Source organism: Glycomyces arizonensis DSM 44726, assembly GCF_000482705.1.
In the GTDB taxonomy this organism is placed as follows: Bacteria; Actinomycetota; Actinomycetes; order Mycobacteriales; family Micromonosporaceae; genus Glycomyces; species Glycomyces arizonensis.
Window position 1 is genome coordinate 113,310 of record NZ_AXWO01000015.1, and the last position, 17,141, is coordinate 130,450.

Below are 17,141 nucleotides of genomic sequence, written 5' to 3' on the forward strand. Positions count from 1 at the left end.
CCGGTCGTTCCAGTTCGCGGCGGTCCGTGCGAGCAGACGCGCGTCGATGCGGGAGCTCGCCGGGCGATTCCGGTCGACACCGGAGTTTCCACATGCGAGAAAAGGGAAGCCTGGGGGGGAAGACGACCGGCTGAGACATTGGGGTGATACGCGATGACGCAACCCGACTACGATCCCACCGCTGGAGCGGCCCCTACCGGTGCCGGGCAGGTGGTGGTGGCCTCCTACGGCAGTTACGCCGGGGCCGAGCGGGCCGTGGACTATCTGTCCGATCAGCGGTTCCCGGTGGAACGGACCGCGATTGTGGGCCGGGGGCTGAGAAGCGTCGAGCAGGTGACCGGCCGCATGGGCATGTGGGGCGCCGCGGGGAAGGCGGCGATCTCGGGTGCGGTGCTGGGGGCGCTGTTCGGATGGATTTTCGGGCTGTTCGACTGGATCAACCCTTTGATCGCGGGCCTGCTGCTGGCGTTGTACGGGGCGGTCTTCGGCGCGATCGTGGGCGGCCTGCTGGGACTGGTCGCTCATGCCATGACCGGTGGTCGGCGGGACTTCTCCTCGGTGTCGGGAATCGAGGCGGACAGCTATGACGTGCTCGTCGACGCGGCGCATGCGACGCAGGCGGGCCAATTGCTCGATGCGCAGGGCGCGCCGGGCCGCGGCCCGGGCGCCGACCACATCGGCTGAGCCGCGGGCCCGGACTCGCCGGATGCCGGAGGACGGTGACGAGGACGGCCTTTTGGGGCGGTCCGGTCATGCCCCGGCGCCGCCGTCGACGGGGATGGCCGGGCCGGTGACGTCGTTCGCGGTCATGATGACTGAACGCAAGGGTCACCGGCCGCCCGATCGGGCGCCTTCGGGCACCCGGGGTTCCACCGCGAGGACTCGGCGCCGTCACCGCGGGACTCCTCCTGTCCTACAGCTCAGGAGCGGTCGAGGGCGATGTGAACCGACTCAAGACGGTCAAGAGGAGTGGTGCGGCCGTGCCGCCCTCCACCTCCTCGGAAGACTCGTCATCCTCAGCCGCTGAACGGATCCGCGACCGTCGCGAAATATGAGCCGGAACCGTGGGGCATCCGATGGCGGTGGCTCAGCAGCCCCAATCGTCCTGGGCCTTGATCATGATCGGCATCGTCTGTGTCACCGTCCCGTCCGTGACGACGAGCTCGGCCGGGTACTCCCCGTAGTCCAGCGGGGGCAGGTCGACGCCGAACCAGATGGTCCCGATGTACTGGTCGCCGTTGTCGCCCGGCGGGATCGGCGGGGGCAGGTAGAGCTCGGTGCCCTCGGGCATACCGTGTACTTCGGTCAGAAGCGGCGCGTCCCACGATCCGGCGATGAAGCCGACGAAGTAGGTGGAGTAGCTCCCGTTGGCCCAGATGCAGATCCGCTGTTCGTAGTTGGACAGATCCCAGGTCGCCTCCGCGGCGGGCGCCTCGGTCTGGACGGCCGCCGACGCCGAGGCGGCCGAGGCGCTGAACACCACGCTCATCGCCAGTCCGACTGCTACGGCGAGCATCAACCTGAGGGGTCGCGAGATCGATTTCGTCATCATGAACGTTCTCCGTGTCGCGGTACCGGAGATGGCCTCCCCCGTCAGGGCTGGTACCGGTCGCCGACTGAGGCCTCGTAAAAATCACATTACAAGACAAACAACCCGGGCACAATTGGTTGACGCTTCAAATATTTAGACGAGCCCTGGTTCTCGCCCACCTCTCGTGGCGGTCACGGATCCGGTAGGCAATCGTCTGCGCCAGCGAGGGCGACTGCGACTCGAGGCGGACCGGCTATGCCCTCGGGCATAGCGTCCGCTGCCGAACATCCGACCGTGGAGGGTCGAGATCGGCGCCGCTCGCCAATAGTTTCGGGACCATGACCACAACGAATACGAACCGCGGACACGGCATGGGCGTCGCGGCGCCGGTGGTGGCGCTGATGGTGCTGTCACCGATGCTGGCGGAACTTCCCAGCGGCGCCATGCGGCCCACCGACTTCCTTTCGCCGATGATCTTCTTCCCCTTCACGATCGCGGTGTACGGCCTGCCGGTGCTGGCGCTGCGCGAGATCGCCGCGCGGCTCGGCCTCGGCGCGACCGGCCTGTGGGTCCTGGGCATGGTCTACGGCGTCTTCAACGAAGGGCTGTTCTCCGAGACCTTCTACTACCCGCTGGAGAGCCCCCTCCCCGAATTCGCCGGTTACGGATCGGTGGGCGACCTCCAGGTGCCGTGGATGGTCTACATCCTTCCCTGGCACGGCCTGTTCTCGGTGCTGTTGCCGGTGATGGTGGTCGACCGGCTGTTCCCGCGCCGCAGCGGAAGGCCGTGGTTCTCCGCCAAGACCGCAGTGGTCCTCGCCGCGGTGACGGCCGCGCTCGGCCTGGCGAGGTTCATCCTGAACGGCGAGGACGTAGCCGTCCACAGCGGATCAGTATTCGTCTTCCACCTGGCCGTCCTGTGCCTGCTGGCCGTCGGCCTGTCCGTGGCCGCGGTGCGGCTGCCGCGGACGCCGCGATTGACTCCCGGTCGGGACGGCCGGGCGCGGCTGTGGCGGTCGTTCACGGTCGGAGCCGGGCTCTACCTGGTCGGCTTTCTCGGCATGGTGCTGCTGGCCGCCGCGGGAGTCCCCTGGTTCCTGCCGGTGGGTTACGGCATCGCGGCCGTGCTCGCCGTCGTGTGGGCCTCGACTCGCATGCGAGAGGTCAAGCGCGCCACGGTGCTGGCCTTCACCCTCGGCTGCGTCGCCCTGGAGGCCGCGGTGATTCCGCTCTTCGTGCAAGGACTCCTCGGCGGAGACCCGGAGCCTCTGGTGACGGGGGCGGTGGTCGTCGCCGCCGCGATATTCGCGATGCTCCGCCTGGGAAGCCGCAGCGACCCGTCGGCCCGGACCGCGCTCTAGAGTGCGGAACATGCAACCGGTTCGGGCAATGGTCGCGCGTCACCCGATGGCGATGGACGCGGGGATCGCGGTCGCGGTCGCCGCGGCGAACGTGCCGCAGACGGTCGGCGCCGACGTCGCGGCGGCCGGTTGGCTGTGGTTCGCCGCGGCGCATCTGCCGCTGCTGTGGCGGCGGCGGGCACCCACGGCAGCATTGTGGACGGTATTGGCCGTCGCCACGGCGATCTGGATCGCAGGGCCCGAGGCCCTCGTCTATCCGGTGGTCGTCGCGTTCGCCGCCGTATACGCGGCCGCCCGGTACCGTCCCTGGAGGCTGTGGTGGCCGGGCGCGGCGGTCCTCGAAGGCGCCTTCGCCGCCGCCGCCCTCCAAGGCGAGCTCGGCCGGAACGACCTGGTGGCGCTCTCCTGCGCACTCGTCGCAGTCGCCTTGTCGGGCGCGGCGGTCCGGTCGCGTCGCGCTCACCGAGCCGACCTGGCCGAACGCGACCGGCAACAGGCTCGCCTCGCCCTCGCCGCGGAGCGCAACCGGATCGCCGCCGAACTGCACGACATCATCTCCCACAACATGGCGGTGATGGTCGCTCTCGCCGACGGCGCCGGGCTCACCGCCGCCGACTCGCCGAAGCGCGCCGCCGAGGCGATGGGCACGATCGCCGACACCGGCAGGCAGTGCCTGGACGAGATGCACCGGTTGGTGACGGTGCTCCGCGGCGACGAGACCGGCAGTGCGGCGGCGCTGGCGCCCCAGCCCGGTATCGACCAGCTCGACGAGCTGCTGGAGCGGGTGGGCGACACCGGATTGCGGGTGCGCCTCGAACGCGGTGGCACTCCGGTCCGGTGCGGCGCCGGACTGAGTCTGACGGTCTACCGGCTCGTGCAGGAGGCGCTGACCAACACGCTCGCGCACGCCGGGCCCGCGGCCTCGGCCACCGTGCGGCTCGAATACGGCGGCGGGCACATCGACCTGAGGATCACCGACCGCGGCGGCCGGTCGCCGGGCCCCGTCCCGCACGGGCGGGGCCGCGGGCTCACGGGCATGGCCGAGCGTGCCGCCGCCTACGGGGGCCGCCTCGAAGCCGGACCGCTGCCCGACGGCGGCTGGGAAGTCCACACCAGACTGAATATCATGGGCAGGAGGTCCACGTGACGATCCGAGTCATGCTGGTGGACGACCAGCCGCTGCTGCGCCAGGCATTCCGAATGATCCTGGAGGCCCGCAGGGATATCAACGTGGTGGCCGAGGCCTCCGACGGCGCCGAGGCGATCGACGTCGCCGGGCGGCACCGCCCCGACGTCGTGCTCATGGACGTCCGGATGCCGGTCCTCGACGGGATCCGGGCCACCGAGTCGATCGTGGCCGCCGAGCCCGGCATCCGGGTGCTCGTGCTGACCGTGTTCGACAACGACGAGAACGTCTACGCCGCGCTGCGGGCCGGGGCCAGCGGCTTCCTGCTGAAGAACGCCCGGCCCACCGAACTCTTCGACGCGATTCACGCCGTCCACCAGGGCAACGCCGTCGTCGCTCCCAGTCTGACCCGCCGGCTCCTCGACACCTTCACGGCCCACTTGCCCGACCCGGCGACCGGCGTCTCCGAAGACCGGCGGCTGCGGGCGATGACCGACCGGGAACGCCAGGTCGCCGTCCAGGTCGCACGCGGATTCACCAACGCCGAGATCGCGGAGCACCTCGACATCGTGCCGGGCACGGTGAAGATCCACATCGGCAGGATTCTCGCCAAGCTGGGCCTCCGCGACCGGGTCCAACTGGCGATCCTCGCTTACGAGACCGGACTGGTGCACCGCGGGCAGACTCACCGCGACTGAGCCGCGGCAAGGACCGCGGGCACGGGCTGACCTCCAGCGGCGGACATGGAGGCGATCCCTGATCGATCCGCGAATGCCGAGCCTCGGGTGGATCGATAGCATGCCTGCGTGACAGCTCAGAGAAGACCATCGGATGCGGTCCTTTCCGCGTTCGGCAGTGGGGAGAGGAGACCGGAGAAGCTCGATGGTGGCCGCGGACTGACGTGGAGAGCCGGGCCCGTGGTGCTGCGTCCGGCCGGTGACGTGGACGAGGCGAATTGGCGAGCTGGTGTACTTGAGCGTCTCGTGCACACCGAACAGTTCCGGACGCCGCGCCCGATCCGCGCCGCATCAGGCCGATGGGTCGAAGACGGGTGGGAGGCGTGGCAGTGGCTCCCCGGCGCTGCCGATGAGTCACGCCTCCTGGACGTGGTCAGGGCGGGGACCGCGTTCCATCATGCGATCTCGGCACTGGCTCGTCCGGCGTTCATCGACACCGCTGACGACCCCTGGTCTCGCGCGGATCGCATCGCTTGGGAAGAGGCGCCACTGCCCTCCGACGCGATGCTCGGACGCCTCGCGGCAGCGTTCCGACCGGTGGATTCGCCATCGCAGCTCATCCATGGCGACCTGCTCGGCAATGTCCTTTTCGCCGAAGGCGAGCCGCCGGCGATCATCGATTGGGCACCGTACTGGCGGCCGACCGGTCTCGGCTCCGCAATCGCTGCAGTCGATGCCGTGTGCTGGCACGGCGCCCCGATCGAGCTGCTGTCCGCGATAGGGCGAAACATCGAGGAATGGGACCAGCTGCTGTTGCGCGCCTTGACCTTCCGCATGGTCACGCTCCACCTCTGCAACGCGTGGGACGCGTCGCTGGTGGATCGTCACGCTCCGGTCGTGGACGCGGTCCTCCTACTCGTTCAGCAAAGTTGACGCCTGCCCACCGCGATCGCTTGGAGGGCAGGGGGTTCAGCACGCGGGCGGGTTGAGAGTGCGACGAAGCTCCTGGTGGAACGCCGAATGCCACTGCTGCCTGATCAACCGCCGATAGCTCCGGTTGCTGTTCTCGCCTGCCGCTGACCACCTCGGCCCCGGGCCGAGGTGCACGACTCGTCCGCAGCCACCGCAAGACCATCGGTTCCAGGTGGCGGCCTCGCGATTCCGGTGTCCACGCCCTGCTCACGCTCGCCTACCTGCGCAAAGGCGAACGGCTCCGCGACTTCGCGGCCCCCCGCAGGGCCGAACCTCCCCCGATCCCGCGTCTGCTGGCCGAGCATGGCTGTGCATTCGACTCTATCGTAAGGGTAGATTCGGCGCATCGTGACGGAGTAATGAACGGCATGGCGGAACCGATGCAGACGGTCGAGGGGAGCCTGTGGCGGCTGCGAGTGCGCGGCTCGCTCGTACCGGCGGCGTGCGCCGATGCGCTCGGAGCGGCCGCGTCGGTGTCCGATGGGGCCGGATCGCTGGGCAACGGAGCGGCAATGCGCGTGTGGACGGTCGCCGGCCACCTGGCAGACCCCGGGAGGCGCCGGTAACGTGGCAGGGCGTGACGATCGAGCAAGGGAGTGGCGATGCGCGGCGATGACCTGATGCAGATCGGCGAGGCCGCCGAGCGGACGTGTCTGAGCTTGCGCACCATCCGCTACTACGAGGAGGTCGGCCTGGTCGTCCCCTCCGAGCGCAGCCCGGGCGGCTTCCGGCTCTACACCGAGGCGGACGTGCGCCGGCTGTGGTTCATCCGCCGGCTCAAGCCCCTGGACCTGTCACTCGACCAGATCCGCGACCTGCTCACCGCTCTGGACCGCATTGCCTCCGGTGCGGTGGACGAGGCCGAGGCCGCCGCCTTGCGCTCCACACTCGCCTCGTTCCAGTCCCTGGCCCGCGCCCGCGCTGAGGCGCTGCGCGATCAACTGGCCGGTACCGAGGAGTTCGCCGCCGATCTGGCCGATCGGATCGCCGCGCTGCCGCAGAGCACTGAAGCCGCCACGCCGCGAGCGTGACCGCCGCATCCAGTACTCTACCGTTGCGTTAGATTTGAACTCGCAGTCGATCGCCGGAGAGGAGGCGCATGTCGGAAGAGCCGGCAGTGGTGCGGGAGCCCCCGCGCGGACGCACCTTCGCGGTCATCTCCCATCCGGGCGCGGTCAAGCCGACCATCCCCGAGGCCTCGGCGCTGCACGCGCAGGCCATCGGCGAGGCCGGCGCTGCCGCCCGAGCCGAACTCATCGACGCGGCCGTCACCGCCGACGCCCGCAACGAGGTCCTGATGGTCCTGCGCGACCTGCCCGACGACGTATTCGCGAGCCCGCGCGTTCTGTGGACCGAACTGCCAGACATGCCCGTCAGCGCTTGAGCGCACTATCGAGGAGCCGACATTCGCGCACGATTTGAAGAACTCGACTACCAGCCCACCTCGTTGGGCGAGGTGAGTCTGCGCCGCCGCCACGACCCGGTCGCGGGCGCCGAGGTCTACGAGGTCAAACTCGGCGATGAGTACCTCATGTCGAGCCTGTTCACCGCCGCCGAGGTGGAGCTGGCGCGCCTGGGGCTGGCCTCGGCGCCTGGAGACGCGCTGCGCGTCCTGGTCGGTGGCCTGGGGTTGGGCTACACCGCCCGCGCCGCCCTGGCCGACCCCCGCGTCGCCGAGCTGACCGTCGTCGAAGCCCTCGCGCCGGTCATCGAATGGCACCGGCGCGGTCTGGTCCCGCACGCGGCCGAGCTCACCGGCGATGAGCGGACCAGGCTGGTACACGGCGACTTCTTCGCCCTGGCCTTGAGCCCACTGGGAGCCGACTCGCCGGGTCGGCGCTACGACGCGATCCTGCTCGACATCGACCACTCACCGCGCCACGTGCTCAACTCGGCGCACGCCGCCTTCTACACCCCCGCCGGGCTCGGAAGGCTCGCCGCGCACCTGCGCCCGGCCGGTGTATTCGCCATGTGGTCCAACGACCCGCCCGACGACGACTTCCTCGACCTGCTTCACGACGTCTTCGCCGAAGCCGAGGCGCACACCGTCACCTTCCCGAACCCGCTCCAGGGCAAGGACGCGGCCAACACCGTCTACATCGCGCGCCTGGCGGCCGGTCTTCGCTGAAGTACCTCGGGGCGGTGCACCGCGAGCCGGGTCAGTGTGCGGTGGTGAGCTTGCCCGAGAGTTCCCGGTGGAGTTCGGCGCTGGGGCGGTTGAGGCCGACGAGCTCGACGGTCTTGCCGCGCTTGGCGTACTTCTCGACCGCCGCGTCGAGTCCGGCCACGGCCGAGGCGTCCCAGATGTGGGCGTCGGTCAAGTCGATGACGACACGAGGGGGTCGACCATCAGTTCCGAGACCGATCGCCTGGTCGCGTTCAGCGGCCAGCTGCGTGCCGTTCACCGGCGGCTTCGCCGGGCGCTGGAGCTCGCGCGGCAGTCGATCGACGGCGAGGTCGACCTCCCGGCGGGGTTGGATTTGCCGGTGTTCTGCCGCGGGTTCTGCTCCGCGCTCAGCGACCACCACCGCAGCGAGGACACAGGGCTGTTCCCCGAGCTCCTCGCGGCGCGTCCGGACCTGAGGCCGGTCGTCGACAATTTGATGCGCGACCACAACATGCTCGAACACCTGCTCGGCGAGTTCTCGGCCGCGCTGTCGTCGGAGGCGGAGCCCGAGGCGCTGCACCGGCATCTCGACGGCATCGGCGCGATCATGGAGTCGCACTTCGGCTATGAGGAGCATCAGCTCATCAGTGTGCTGGATGCCGCCGCGCTCCACGGTGACCCGCGCACGCTCCTGGGCGATCTCGCCTGACCCTCGACGTGATCGGCCGAGACCGATGGCGAACCCGGTTCCATCCGACGCCACGGCACCGCGGCCGCTCGGATCCCATCACTGACGGCTACCGCCAAAAGTGCGGCAGAGCCAAGATCCTTACAGTCCCCGGCCGTATGCCGGCCGTGGGGGCGTTGCCGCGCCGCCGACGCGACATCGCGCTGAGCTGGGTAAAGCCGGCGTTGCTGCGCTGGTACGGGCGGCCGCGCCGCGAGTCAGGATCATCGACATCCGAGATCCGCAGAATCCTGTCGAATGGTGGCCGGGGGAGCAGGCGGCGTCCTTACCGGTCGAAGGACGAGTTCCCGGCTCGCCGCCCAAGAGCCGCCTGCCGGATACTCGGCGGGCTCAGTGGGCGCCGTCCCCGTCGTGCGGCCTCTCGGGGCGGATGACCACGCAGCAGTGACCCGGGGCCGGTGCGAGTTCGACTCGGTCGGGGCCCGCGTCGCGTGCGGCGAGCACGCCGCGCAGGAACGCCCGGTTCATGCCGCAGACCAGTTCGGTCTCCCGTTGGGCGACCCGGTGGAACGGGCAGTTGTGCAGCTCGATGTCGTCGCATTCGGTGACGTGGGGTTCATAGCCGCAGTTCGTGAGGGTCGCCAGGAGGTCGGTGTTCGTTTCGTCGATCGTGCGCCCCCGTTGTTCGGCGGCGTCGGCCAGGGCGCTTCGCATCGCCGCGGCGTCTGCGGCCGTGACGGCGTCGAGGAGGATCTCGGCGAACAGGCCGTAGTCGCGTGGCGGGATCGTGACCGACACCTCGTCTCGCGCCGGAGCGTATTGCTTGGCGGGTCGCCCGGCTCCCGGCCCGCCCCGCCCTTCCGGGCGGGCGTAGCCGGTCGTGAGCAGGCCCGCGTCGGCGAGCCGGTCAAGGTGGTACGCCGCCAACGTGCGGCTGATATTCGCCGCTTCGGCCACCTGGTCCCGCCGCACCGGCACGCGGTGTGCCGCGACGTAGTCGTAGACCCGGCGCCGGACCGGGTTCGACAACGCATCGAGGTCGCACGTTCCCTCGGGGGGCGAAGCCTCGTCCATACGGCGGAACTCTACCACTAACGAGGCTTGACAAATAGCCGTCGACTGCCCACACTAAAAACAACCTACATTAGTTTTAGAAAGAGGGATGTCATGTCGACGACCTCAGCTCGCGCCGCATCGGGCGGCGCAGCGGCTCGAAGCCTCAGCGATCCGGTCGCCGTCCGATGACGGCACTGCGCGTCGAGGGCACCGCCGCCGAGCCGGACATGATTGCGGCGGAGGCCGCCGCCGCGGCCTTCCTCAAAGCACTGGGCGTGCCGCAGGACGCTGAGCACCTGGAGGCCACGCCGCGGCGGATGGCCCGGGCCTGGGCGGAGATGCTCACGCCGCGCCCCTTCGATCTGACGACATTCCCCAACGAGGAGTGCTACGACGAACTCGTCCTGGCCCGGGAGATCCCGTTCCGATCGGTGTGCGAACACCACCTGCTGCCGTTCACCGGTCATGCGTGCGTGGGCTATCTGCCCGGCCAGCGGGTGCTCGGCCTCTCCAAGCTCGCCCGCGTCGTCGAGCACTTCGCCTGCCGGCCGCAGACACAGGAGCGGCTGACCAAACAGACCGCCGACTGGCTGCAAGAGCACCTCGGCGCCCGGGCCGTCGGCGTGGTGATCCGGGCCGAGCACTCGTGCATGACGCTGCGCGGCGCGCAGGCGACCGGATCCAGCACGGTGACCTCGACCCTGCTGGGGCATCTGCGCACCGACCCGCGTTCCCGCCAAGAGTTCCTCTCGCTGGCCGGTTTCTGAGCCGCCCACCCCCAGACAGACCCCGTTCCGCACCGAACCGCCAAAGGAGCAGCACCATGGACGGCACACAACAGGTCGTGATCATAGGCGGCGGCCTCGCCGGAGCCAAGACCGCCGAGGCCCTCCGGGACCACGGTTTCACCGGCACCGTCACACTGATCGCCGCCGAGGCGCACCTGCCCTACGAGCGCCCTCCCATGTCCAAGAGCTTCCTCATCGGAGCGTCCCCCTTCGACGACGCGCTGGTCCATACCGCGGAGTGGTACCGGGAGAAGGAGATCGACCTGCGCACGGGCACCCGTGCCATCGCCCTTGACACCGGTAGACACCGCGTGGGCCTCGAAGACGGCGACGAGGTGGCGTACGACAAACTCGTCTTGGCCACGGGCTCGACGCCGCGTCGGCTGCCCGTGCCCGGCGCGGAGGCGAGCGGAGTCCACTACCTGCGCACCCGCGAGGACTCGGACGCCATCCGCTCCACATTCGGTCCCGGACGGCGCCTCGTCGTCATCGGCGGCGGGTGGATCGGGCTCGAGGTCGCCGCGGCCGCTCGCGGTGCGGGCACCGAGGTCTGCGTCGTCGAGGCCGCCGATCTGCCGCTGTCGGCCGCGCTCGGTCCCGAACTGGCCGTGGTCTTCGCCGACCTGCACCGGGCCAACGGGGTCGACCTGCGCCTGAGCACACGACTGAATGCCGTCCTGACCGATGGTGGCCGGGCCGTCGGCGTGGAACTGGACGGCGGCGAGCGGATCGACGCCGACGGCATCGTGGTCGGCATCGGTGCGGTTCCCCAGACGGGCCTGGCCGAGGCCGCCGGTCTGGCCGTCGACGACGGCGTGCTCGTCGATGCCTCGCTGCGCACCAGCGACCCCGACGTCTACGCCGTCGGCGACATCGCCAACCACGACCATCCCGCCCTGGGGCGACGGATGCGGGTCGAGCACTGGGCCGCCGCGCTCAACCAGCCGTCCGTCGCCGCCGCGGCCCTGCTCGGCGGCGCGGAGCGGTACACCGAACTGCCTTACTTCTACAGCGACCAGTACGACCTCGGCATGGAGTACATAGGGCACTCTCCCGAAGGCTCCTACGACCGGATCGTCGTCCGCGGTGCCCTGGCCGCTCAGAAGTTCGTGGCCTTCTGGCTCGACCGCGACAACCGGATCAAGGCCGCGATGAATGTCAACGTCTGGGACGTAGTCGACCAGATCAAGCACCTTATCGGCGATGGAAGGCCGATCGACCCCGAGCGGCTCGCCGACCCTGGTGTGCCCTACGCCGAGCTGTAGTCCCGCAATGCCGCTGCCGGCCCGGCCGCCATCCTGCGACGGCGTCGGTGAGGTCGGCCGCCTTCAGCCCCTACCATTCGGTACTCCATGGCCGGCGTGTTCATCGGATCGTCTATGCCAGGTCGGACATGTCGAGCGCGAAACGATAGCGGACGTCGCCCCGCTCCAGGCGGTCGAGCGCCTCGTTCACCTGCGCGGAGGGCAGCACCTCGACGTCGGCGGCGATGCCGTGGTCGGCACAGAACTCCAGCATGGAGGCCGTGCCAGGACGGCCGCCGCTGCCGGCCGAACTGAGCTTCTTGCGTCCCACGAGCAGATCAGTGGTCTGCAGGGCGACCGGGCCGAGGTGGCCGAGCAGGCTGAGGGTGCCGTCCAGGGCGACGAGCCCCAGGTAGGGGGCGACGTCGTGCGGGGCGGCGATGGTATCGATGACGACGTCGAACCGGTCCCGGGCCGCGGCCATTTCCGTTTCCTCAGCGGACACGAGTAGCTCGTGCGCGCCGAGGCGTGCTGCGTCGGCGGCCTTGCTCCTCGATCGACTGATCACCGTGGTCTCGGCTCCGAGCGCGGCGGCGAATCGGACGGCGAGGTGGCCGAGGCCGCCCAGCCCCGCCACCGCGACGCGGGTCCCGGCCGTGACGCCGAGGGCTCGCAGCGGCTCCCACACGGTGATCCCCGCGCACAGCAGCGGAGCCGCGGACGCGGCGTCGAGCCCGACGGGAAGCGGGTAGGCGAATCGGTCGCGGACGACGTACTCCCGGGAGTAGGCCCCCAGCGTCGTCGACCCGTCGTGGCGGTCCGTGCCGCCGTAGGTGAGGGTCGGGAACTCAGAGCAGAAGTTCTCCTGCCCCGCGCGGCACATGCGGCACACGCCGCATGAGTCGACGATGTTGCCGACCGCGACCGCGTCCCCGGCGGCGAATCGGTCAGGGCGTGGGCGAAAGTCGTTGATGCCGGTCATGTCGTGATGCCGATGAATGGCAGGGGTCTGGTGTGGTCGCGGGCGTTATGCCTGGTGGCCTTGGCGAGGTTGGTGACTCCGGCCAGGCGAAGGGCGCCGATGGCGAGGTTTCGGAAGCTCGCCATGGCGCGGGGCGCGTTCCCGGTCCGGAGTCGGGAGGCGTCTTCGGCGAACGTGGTGTCGCTGACCAGGTGCGACCGATTCTCGATCCCCCAATGTCGGCGAACGAATCGCGCGATATCGCTGGGGGCCGCTTGGTGGGCCTCCAAGGTGGTGACCGCGTACACGGTCTCGCGGGACTGTTTGTGCGGCCCTTGACCTGGCGGCGGCGGTGCAGCTTGATCGCGCTCACCGCGCCGGGGAAGGGCAGGCCGCCGGCGGCCGGGTCAATCCCGCAGACCTTCACCGATCGGGACTCGGAGTGTCCGTGCCCGGTCCCGGCGTCCTTCGCCCCGGTCGGCACCGCAGTCCAAGGCAGTGCCTTGAGCTGGCGATATAGATGCTTTTGGTTTCGCTTTACGATCGCCACGTAATGCGCTCGCTTCTGGCCGACCAGCCAGGCGGCTTGGGCCTTGACCGTGTGCAGCGCATCGAAGGTCACGACCGCGCCCTCGAGATCGATCCAGGTCAGCAGGCCCTTGAACTCGCCGGTCTCGTTGGTCTTGGCCCCGACATTGCGCTGGGCGAGCGTGATCGCCTGGTCGTGGTCAACTGCCGAGAGCAGATGGACCCGCTGGCCCTCGGCGTTCTTCGAACCGCGCAGCGTCTTGCCGTCCATCGCGACCGCCCGCAGTGCATCACCGGGCTCGCTGACTTCGGAAGCGGAGCGGGCCGTTAGCCAGGCGCAGACCGCCCGGTCCAGCGCATCGGCGTCGATGCGCGCCAGTACCGCGGTCAGACAGCGCCGTGAAGGCGTGCGGCGACGTCCCAGCGGATGGCGGCGCACCCCCAGCAGCGCCAGCACCTCGCCGGGCGCATCGGCGGCCCATTCGGCCACGGCCTCGATCGTGACCGCTCCGGCGCACACGGCCGCCGCGCACACTGCCAGCAGGCTCGACAGGGAATACCAGCGGCCGCACCGCCTCCGCGGATCGGGCACCCACGCCAGATAACGGCGCAGGTCGGGGACCTCGTCCAGGTCAAGCGGTCCCACCTTCGCGAAGCAGTCGGCGATGGGGGAGGATACGGGAGCGGGCACGGTTCTCCTTGGCGTTCAACAGGATTCAGCACCCAAATGATCGTCCGGTCGTGCCCGCGCCATCACTGCGCCCCAACCGATCCAGTCACCACAAGCTCAAGGCCAACGGCCCTCTCCCATGGCCTGGGACCTGCCCGCGAGGAAGTCATACCGCCGCTCCAACCTGAAACCTACGGACTCGGCGGTGCGGTACGAACCTGGGTTGTCCTCGTTGCAGTGCCAGCCGACCTCGGTCAGCCCACGGTCGACCGCGACCGCGACAGCGGCTGCGGTGACCTGGACGGCCAGGCCACGGCGGCGGTGTTCGTACGCGGTATGGATGCCGATCTCGGCGCGGTCTGCGACGATGCAGTCGGCCAGACTCCAACTGACCACGGCTTCACCTTGTACTGCCGCTACCCCGAACCCGTTGGCTAGAAACCCCTCTGCGCCTCCCCAGTTACCGTCCATCCAGTCCCATACGTGGTCGGGGACTTGCTGACGCTCCAAGAACGCCGCGTCGATCAGCGCGATCCGGTAGCCGGGCGCCAGGTCCGACCCCGGCCGAGGCCGCTCGCCGCAGAACAAGTAGTGCCGCCGAGGCACCTTGAACAGGAACAGATCAGGCACGATGGCCTCCGCCACCGACAACCAGCCGTCGTGGTCGAAGGACAGCACCAGGTCGCCGTCGCGTTCGGCATCGAAAGTCGCCGTCAGGTGCGCACGCAGGCCGGTGACGAAGCTGAGGTTATTCGGGTCACCACCGACGAAGTCGCCCTCCGGGGAATGCACGAAGACCGCGCTCGGCCGTGTCGGGTCGTCGACGAACACCGCTCCCGGCATCGCGCCGGCGAGGACCGCTCCGACACTCAGCTGATGATCGAGCCCGGTGAGCAGGTCCGCTACCGTGCCAAACGCGGACTGGGAGAGTCGAGTGAGCAATCTGCCTCCTGATGCTGCACGCACCGGATACGCGCCTCTCGCGATCCTGACTGCTGCAGTCAACCGGGAAGCTAGCACCTCATCGAACTGCCACACCAGCGAAATAACCCGAGGAAACCAGCGCCTTGGAGGTAGCCAGGTGCAACGCCCGGGCTACCGCAAACCACCGCTAATCATCGATATCCAGAAATAACACCCAACTCCGACCTTCGCCCATGCCCTGCCGCTAAGGGCGCCTGAAGGTAAGGGTCGTGGACTGCACCTGAGCGCCAGAGTGGTTCGAGATACTGCTGACGAACCCTTGGACCTGCTCGGCGTCGGCACGATCGAGCTTCCATCCAGCAGCTTCGATGTCTGCGATGGTCTTCATGACTATCTTGGGTTTCGTGGCGCCGAACCATCCGCCTTTTACGGTCGCGATATAAACCGGCAGTCCCTTGCGCCAAGCCTTGCGGGCCTCCCGGTACTCCTTCGATGTCGGAGTGGCGGGTTTCTGTGCTTGGTGTTCAGCCCACTCCTTGAGCGAGCTTTTGGCCTTCGCGGAATGCGTTTCGGTCTTGGCTTTTGGGTCGCTGCGGTGCTGCTCGCCAGCTTCGAGACTCCGGCGTACCTCTGAGACTATCTCGATATTAACGTCGGCGGGGATCTCTGTTAGCGGCTGACCGAGGTGCGTCTCCGCGAAGTTTAGATTTGCATAAGCACTTGCCAACTTTCGTTCGAGTTTCGCGATCTTCTTCGTGTCCCCTTTCTGCCTTGCACGTTCCAGACTGAGAACAGTATTTTTAATGTTGCTCCGTGCAGTGTTGAGCTGCATCCTTTCGATCATTCCCATGTCGTCACCTCCCCCAATAAGGCCAAGGATAGCGCTGTAATCGATGGTCGGGTGTATTTCGACAGGTTGGCTGCACCGCGAACATGAGCCTATCTCAACTGGGAGTGTCAGTTTATTGGCTCTGTCGCAAATCCGGTGGTAGCGGTCAGTGATCGGATCCGAGCAGAATTCGGTGGCGGAGGAGGCGGAAGCTGGCCCTGCCGTACATCTGGCGCATCAGCTGCTTCGTTTTCGTGTTGACGCCCTCGGTGCGGCCATTGTGGAACGGTAGGGTAAAGGCGGCGGTGACCGCGTCCCGGTCCTGGTCGAGCCCGCGCGTGAAGGCGTGCAGGTGGGGCAGGTCCTCTGCCCGGACCTCGTCGATCCACTGCTGCAGCCGCTCGGCGTTGGCCTGCTCGGGGCGCAGCAGCGCGGCGAAGGATCGGGCGTGGCCGGCCAGGGCCTTCATCTGCGGGCAGCGACCGGCGAGCTCGTCGACCAGGGACCGCTGCTTGTCGGACAGGTGGGTGGGATCGGTCATGATCAGGCCGGTCAGGCGGCGCGGGGAGATCGGGCGGCGGTCGGCCTCGACCCGGCCCTGGTTGATGTAGCGGTAGAGCAGGTTCTGGCTGCCGGTATAGCCGCGGGTCTTGATCTCCCGCAGGAGCTGCTGTACCGATACGGCCGGGTCGGCTGCGCGTCGTTCGCGCAGGTAGTCGCGGTAGGGGTCGACCAGGGTGGTGCGATAGAGCGGGGCGGTGCGGATCCGATCGGGCTCGGCGGCGCGGGCGTAGCGTTTGATGGTGTTCAGCGCCAGTTGCAGGCGGCGGGCGCACTCGAGGAGCCCGACACCGGCATCGAGTAGGTCGTGGACGGCGTGCCAGCGCTCCAGTGTGGTCTGGGCGCGTTTGGTCGCCGTCGAGGCCGGGCCGCCCTTGGCCCAGCACGCCGCGTGCGCCGAGGCCTCCTTCCAGGCGGCCTCGCCGAAGTTCTTCCAGATATGCCACCGATCGCCTACCTGCACCGCCGCAGGCAGGGCGTTCGCGACCGCCTGGGCGTAGGTCGCCGAGCCGTCGCGGCAGACGACCTCGACCCCGGGGTGGGCCTCCAGCCAGCCCTGGAGGGTCTCGGCCTTCCGATCGGGCAGGACGTCGATGCGCTCACCGGTGACCGCGTCGATCAGCACCGTCGCGTAGCGCTGACGCTTGCGCAACGCGAAGTCATCGACCCCCAAAACGACCGGGACTCGCTCAGGTGGCAGCGGCAGGCCCAGGAGCATCCGGATCGCGGTGTGCCGGGAGACCTCCATTGACAGCGCCGCTAGCACCCGCTGGCTCGCCCGTCCGGCCAGCTCGCGGGCCACCGCGCCGATCTGGGCGGCCAGTCGCCCCGTGCGCCGCTGGTAGCGTTCGAGCACCCCTGTGACCTGCTCACGGAAGGTCCGACGCGGGCACTCGGCGTTCTCACACCGCAGACGCCGAACCCGCACCTTCGCGACCACCGGCCGCGCGTCGACCGACACATCGGCCACTGTCCGCTCGCAGAAAGCGTGGACCCTCTCAGCGGCGGTCCCGCAATCAGGGCAGCTCACTGGCCGATCCACCGTCATCGCCTGGATCAGAATGTGATCACCCAGGTCAACCACGCGTTTAAGATCCAGATCAGACAGTCCTGAGAAG

The 17,141-nt window shown here is 68.8% G+C and carries 19 protein-coding genes and 2 pseudogenes; 12 read left to right on the forward strand and 9 right to left on the reverse strand.

What is annotated here, in order from left to right; translation table 11 throughout:
- Nucleotides 1-153 precede the first annotated feature (153 nt).
- The gene (locus H613_RS0112305) at nt 154-684 is read left to right on the forward strand and encodes a YflT domain-containing protein (protein ID WP_026924030.1); all 531 of its coding nucleotides are present in this window, start codon (nt 154-156) and stop codon (nt 682-684) included.
- 403 nt (nt 685-1,087) lie between these two features.
- Here H613_RS0112305 and H613_RS0112310 read toward each other — a convergent pair whose 3' ends face one another.
- Nucleotides 1,088-1,516: a DUF5980 family protein gene (locus H613_RS0112310; protein WP_156925988.1), complete on the reverse strand. Its 429-nt coding sequence runs from the start codon at nt 1,514-1,516 to the stop codon at nt 1,088-1,090.
- Between the two features lie 353 nt (nt 1,517-1,869).
- On the opposite strand from H613_RS0112310, the gene H613_RS26235 reads away from it, so the two are divergent.
- The 8 genes from H613_RS26235 (at nt 1,870) to H613_RS0112350 (ending at nt 7,795) form a co-directional block, all read left to right on the forward strand.
- Nucleotides 1,870-2,892, forward strand: coding sequence for an AF_0692 family protein (locus H613_RS26235; RefSeq protein WP_156925989.1), 1,023 nt, complete (start codon nt 1,870-1,872; stop codon nt 2,890-2,892).
- A gap of 10 nt (nt 2,893-2,902) precedes the next feature.
- Nucleotides 2,903-4,039, forward strand: coding sequence for a sensor histidine kinase (locus H613_RS26240; RefSeq protein WP_156925990.1), 1,137 nt, complete (start codon nt 2,903-2,905; stop codon nt 4,037-4,039).
- Between the two features lie 11 nt (nt 4,040-4,050).
- A complete protein-coding gene (locus H613_RS0112325; protein ID WP_035737937.1) occupies nt 4,051-4,716 on the forward strand; it encodes a response regulator in 666 nt (221 codons plus the stop codon).
- A gap of 219 nt (nt 4,717-4,935) precedes the next feature.
- Nucleotides 4,936-5,628 carry a TIGR02569 family protein gene (locus H613_RS26245; RefSeq protein ID WP_211234796.1) on the forward strand — a complete coding sequence of 231 codons (693 nt, stop codon included), beginning with the start codon at nt 4,936-4,938 and terminating at the stop codon, nt 5,626-5,628.
- Between the two features lie 407 nt (nt 5,629-6,035).
- Nucleotides 6,036-6,233 (forward strand): hypothetical protein, encoded by a 198-nt coding sequence (locus tag H613_RS0112335; RefSeq protein ID WP_026924033.1) that lies wholly within the window; start codon nt 6,036-6,038, stop codon nt 6,231-6,233.
- A gap of 36 nt (nt 6,234-6,269) precedes the next feature.
- Entirely contained in the window at nt 6,270-6,698 is a 429-nt protein-coding gene (locus tag H613_RS0112340; RefSeq protein WP_026924034.1) for a MerR family transcriptional regulator, read from the forward strand.
- A gap of 68 nt (nt 6,699-6,766) precedes the next feature.
- On the forward strand, nt 6,767-7,051 hold the full coding sequence (locus H613_RS0112345; RefSeq protein ID WP_026924035.1) for a DUF2795 domain-containing protein: 285 nt from the start codon (nt 6,767-6,769) through the stop codon (nt 7,049-7,051).
- A gap of 21 nt (nt 7,052-7,072) precedes the next feature.
- Complete coding sequence (locus H613_RS0112350) at nt 7,073-7,795, forward strand: polyamine aminopropyltransferase (RefSeq protein ID WP_026924036.1); 723 nt, start codon at nt 7,073-7,075, stop codon at nt 7,793-7,795.
- A 31-nt stretch (nt 7,796-7,826) separates the two neighbouring features.
- Here H613_RS0112350 and H613_RS31705 read toward each other — a convergent pair.
- Nucleotides 7,827-8,015, reverse strand: a pseudogene (locus H613_RS31705) (STAS domain-containing protein); the annotation flags it as partial.
- Here H613_RS31705 and H613_RS0112360 point away from each other — a divergent pair.
- Nucleotides 7,974-8,483, forward strand: coding sequence for a hemerythrin domain-containing protein (locus H613_RS0112360; RefSeq protein WP_211234798.1), 510 nt, complete (start codon nt 7,974-7,976; stop codon nt 8,481-8,483). The pseudogene H613_RS31705 and the gene H613_RS0112360 overlap by 42 nt on opposite strands.
- Before the next feature lie 369 nt (nt 8,484-8,852).
- On the opposite strand, the gene H613_RS26250 is transcribed toward H613_RS0112360, so the two are convergent.
- Nucleotides 8,853-9,536, reverse strand: a complete 684-nt coding sequence (locus H613_RS26250) for a helix-turn-helix transcriptional regulator (protein ID WP_035737900.1) — start codon at nt 9,534-9,536, stop codon at nt 8,853-8,855.
- Nucleotides 9,537-9,703: 167 nt separating this feature from the next.
- Between H613_RS26250 and folE the strand changes: the two genes are divergently transcribed.
- Together folE and H613_RS0112375 are read left to right on the forward strand one after the other, a co-directional pair.
- Complete coding sequence (gene folE / locus H613_RS0112370; protein ID WP_035737902.1) at nt 9,704-10,285, forward strand: GTP cyclohydrolase I; 582 nt, start codon at nt 9,704-9,706, stop codon at nt 10,283-10,285.
- 56 nt (nt 10,286-10,341) lie between these two features.
- Nucleotides 10,342-11,571, forward strand: coding sequence for an NAD(P)/FAD-dependent oxidoreductase (locus tag H613_RS0112375; protein ID WP_026924039.1), 1,230 nt, complete (start codon nt 10,342-10,344; stop codon nt 11,569-11,571).
- A gap of 112 nt (nt 11,572-11,683) precedes the next feature.
- Here the strand turns inward: H613_RS0112375 and H613_RS26255 are convergent, their stop codons facing one another.
- The 6 genes and pseudogenes from H613_RS26255 to H613_RS0112400 all read right to left on the reverse strand — a co-directional run.
- A complete protein-coding gene (locus H613_RS26255; protein ID WP_084546571.1) occupies nt 11,684-12,532 on the reverse strand; it encodes an NAD(P)-dependent alcohol dehydrogenase in 849 nt (282 codons plus the stop codon).
- Nucleotides 12,529-12,819: a hypothetical protein gene (locus H613_RS32600; protein ID WP_342673018.1), complete on the reverse strand. Its 291-nt coding sequence runs from the start codon at nt 12,817-12,819 to the stop codon at nt 12,529-12,531. The genes H613_RS26255 and H613_RS32600 overlap by 4 nt, the downstream gene beginning before the upstream one ends.
- A 74-nt stretch (nt 12,820-12,893) precedes the next feature.
- Nucleotides 12,894-13,730 (reverse strand): annotated as a pseudogene (locus H613_RS30060) (ISAs1 family transposase); the annotation flags it as partial.
- A 96-nt stretch (nt 13,731-13,826) separates the two neighbouring features.
- Nucleotides 13,827-14,651, reverse strand: a complete 825-nt coding sequence (locus H613_RS0112390; RefSeq protein WP_026924040.1) for a GNAT family N-acetyltransferase — start codon at nt 14,649-14,651, stop codon at nt 13,827-13,829.
- Between the two features lie 226 nt (nt 14,652-14,877).
- Nucleotides 14,878-15,483 carry a hypothetical protein gene (locus H613_RS30870; protein ID WP_156925991.1) on the reverse strand — a complete coding sequence of 202 codons (606 nt, stop codon included), beginning with the start codon at nt 15,481-15,483 and terminating at the stop codon, nt 14,878-14,880.
- Nucleotides 15,484-15,628: 145 nt separating this feature from the next.
- The coding region (locus tag H613_RS0112400) for an ISL3 family transposase (protein ID WP_026923387.1) at nt 15,629-17,141 on the reverse strand (1,513 nt) is incomplete at its 5' end.

Bases quoted from the DNA above. Each gene is read 5' to 3' on its own strand.
- H613_RS0112375 (WP_026924039.1), top strand. From the start codon at position 10,342: ATGGACGGCACACAACAGGTCGTGATCATAGGCGGCGGCCTCGCCGGA.
- H613_RS30870 (WP_156925991.1), bottom strand. From the start codon at position 15,483: ATGGGAATGATCGAAAGGATGCAGCTCAACACTGCACGGAGCAACATT.
- H613_RS0112335 (WP_026924033.1), top strand. From the start codon at position 6,036: ATGGCGGAACCGATGCAGACGGTCGAGGGGAGCCTGTGGCGGCTGCGA.
- H613_RS0112305 (WP_026924030.1), top strand. From the start codon at position 154: ATGACGCAACCCGACTACGATCCCACCGCTGGAGCGGCCCCTACCGGT.
- H613_RS0112345 (WP_026924035.1), top strand. From the start codon at position 6,767: ATGTCGGAAGAGCCGGCAGTGGTGCGGGAGCCCCCGCGCGGACGCACC.
- H613_RS0112325 (WP_035737937.1), top strand. From the start codon at position 4,051: ATGCTGGTGGACGACCAGCCGCTGCTGCGCCAGGCATTCCGAATGATC.
- H613_RS0112310 (WP_156925988.1), bottom strand. From the start codon at position 1,516: ATGCTCGCCGTAGCAGTCGGACTGGCGATGAGCGTGGTGTTCAGCGCC.
- H613_RS26240 (WP_156925990.1), top strand. From the start codon at position 2,903: ATGCAACCGGTTCGGGCAATGGTCGCGCGTCACCCGATGGCGATGGAC.
- H613_RS26235 (WP_156925989.1), top strand. From the start codon at position 1,870: ATGACCACAACGAATACGAACCGCGGACACGGCATGGGCGTCGCGGCG.
- folE (WP_035737902.1), top strand. From the start codon at position 9,704: ATGACGGCACTGCGCGTCGAGGGCACCGCCGCCGAGCCGGACATGATT.
- H613_RS26255 (WP_084546571.1), bottom strand. From the start codon at position 12,532: ATGACCGGCATCAACGACTTTCGCCCACGCCCTGACCGATTCGCCGCC.
- H613_RS26250 (WP_035737900.1), bottom strand. From the start codon at position 9,536: ATGGACGAGGCTTCGCCCCCCGAGGGAACGTGCGACCTCGATGCGTTG.
- H613_RS0112340 (WP_026924034.1), top strand. From the start codon at position 6,270: ATGCGCGGCGATGACCTGATGCAGATCGGCGAGGCCGCCGAGCGGACG.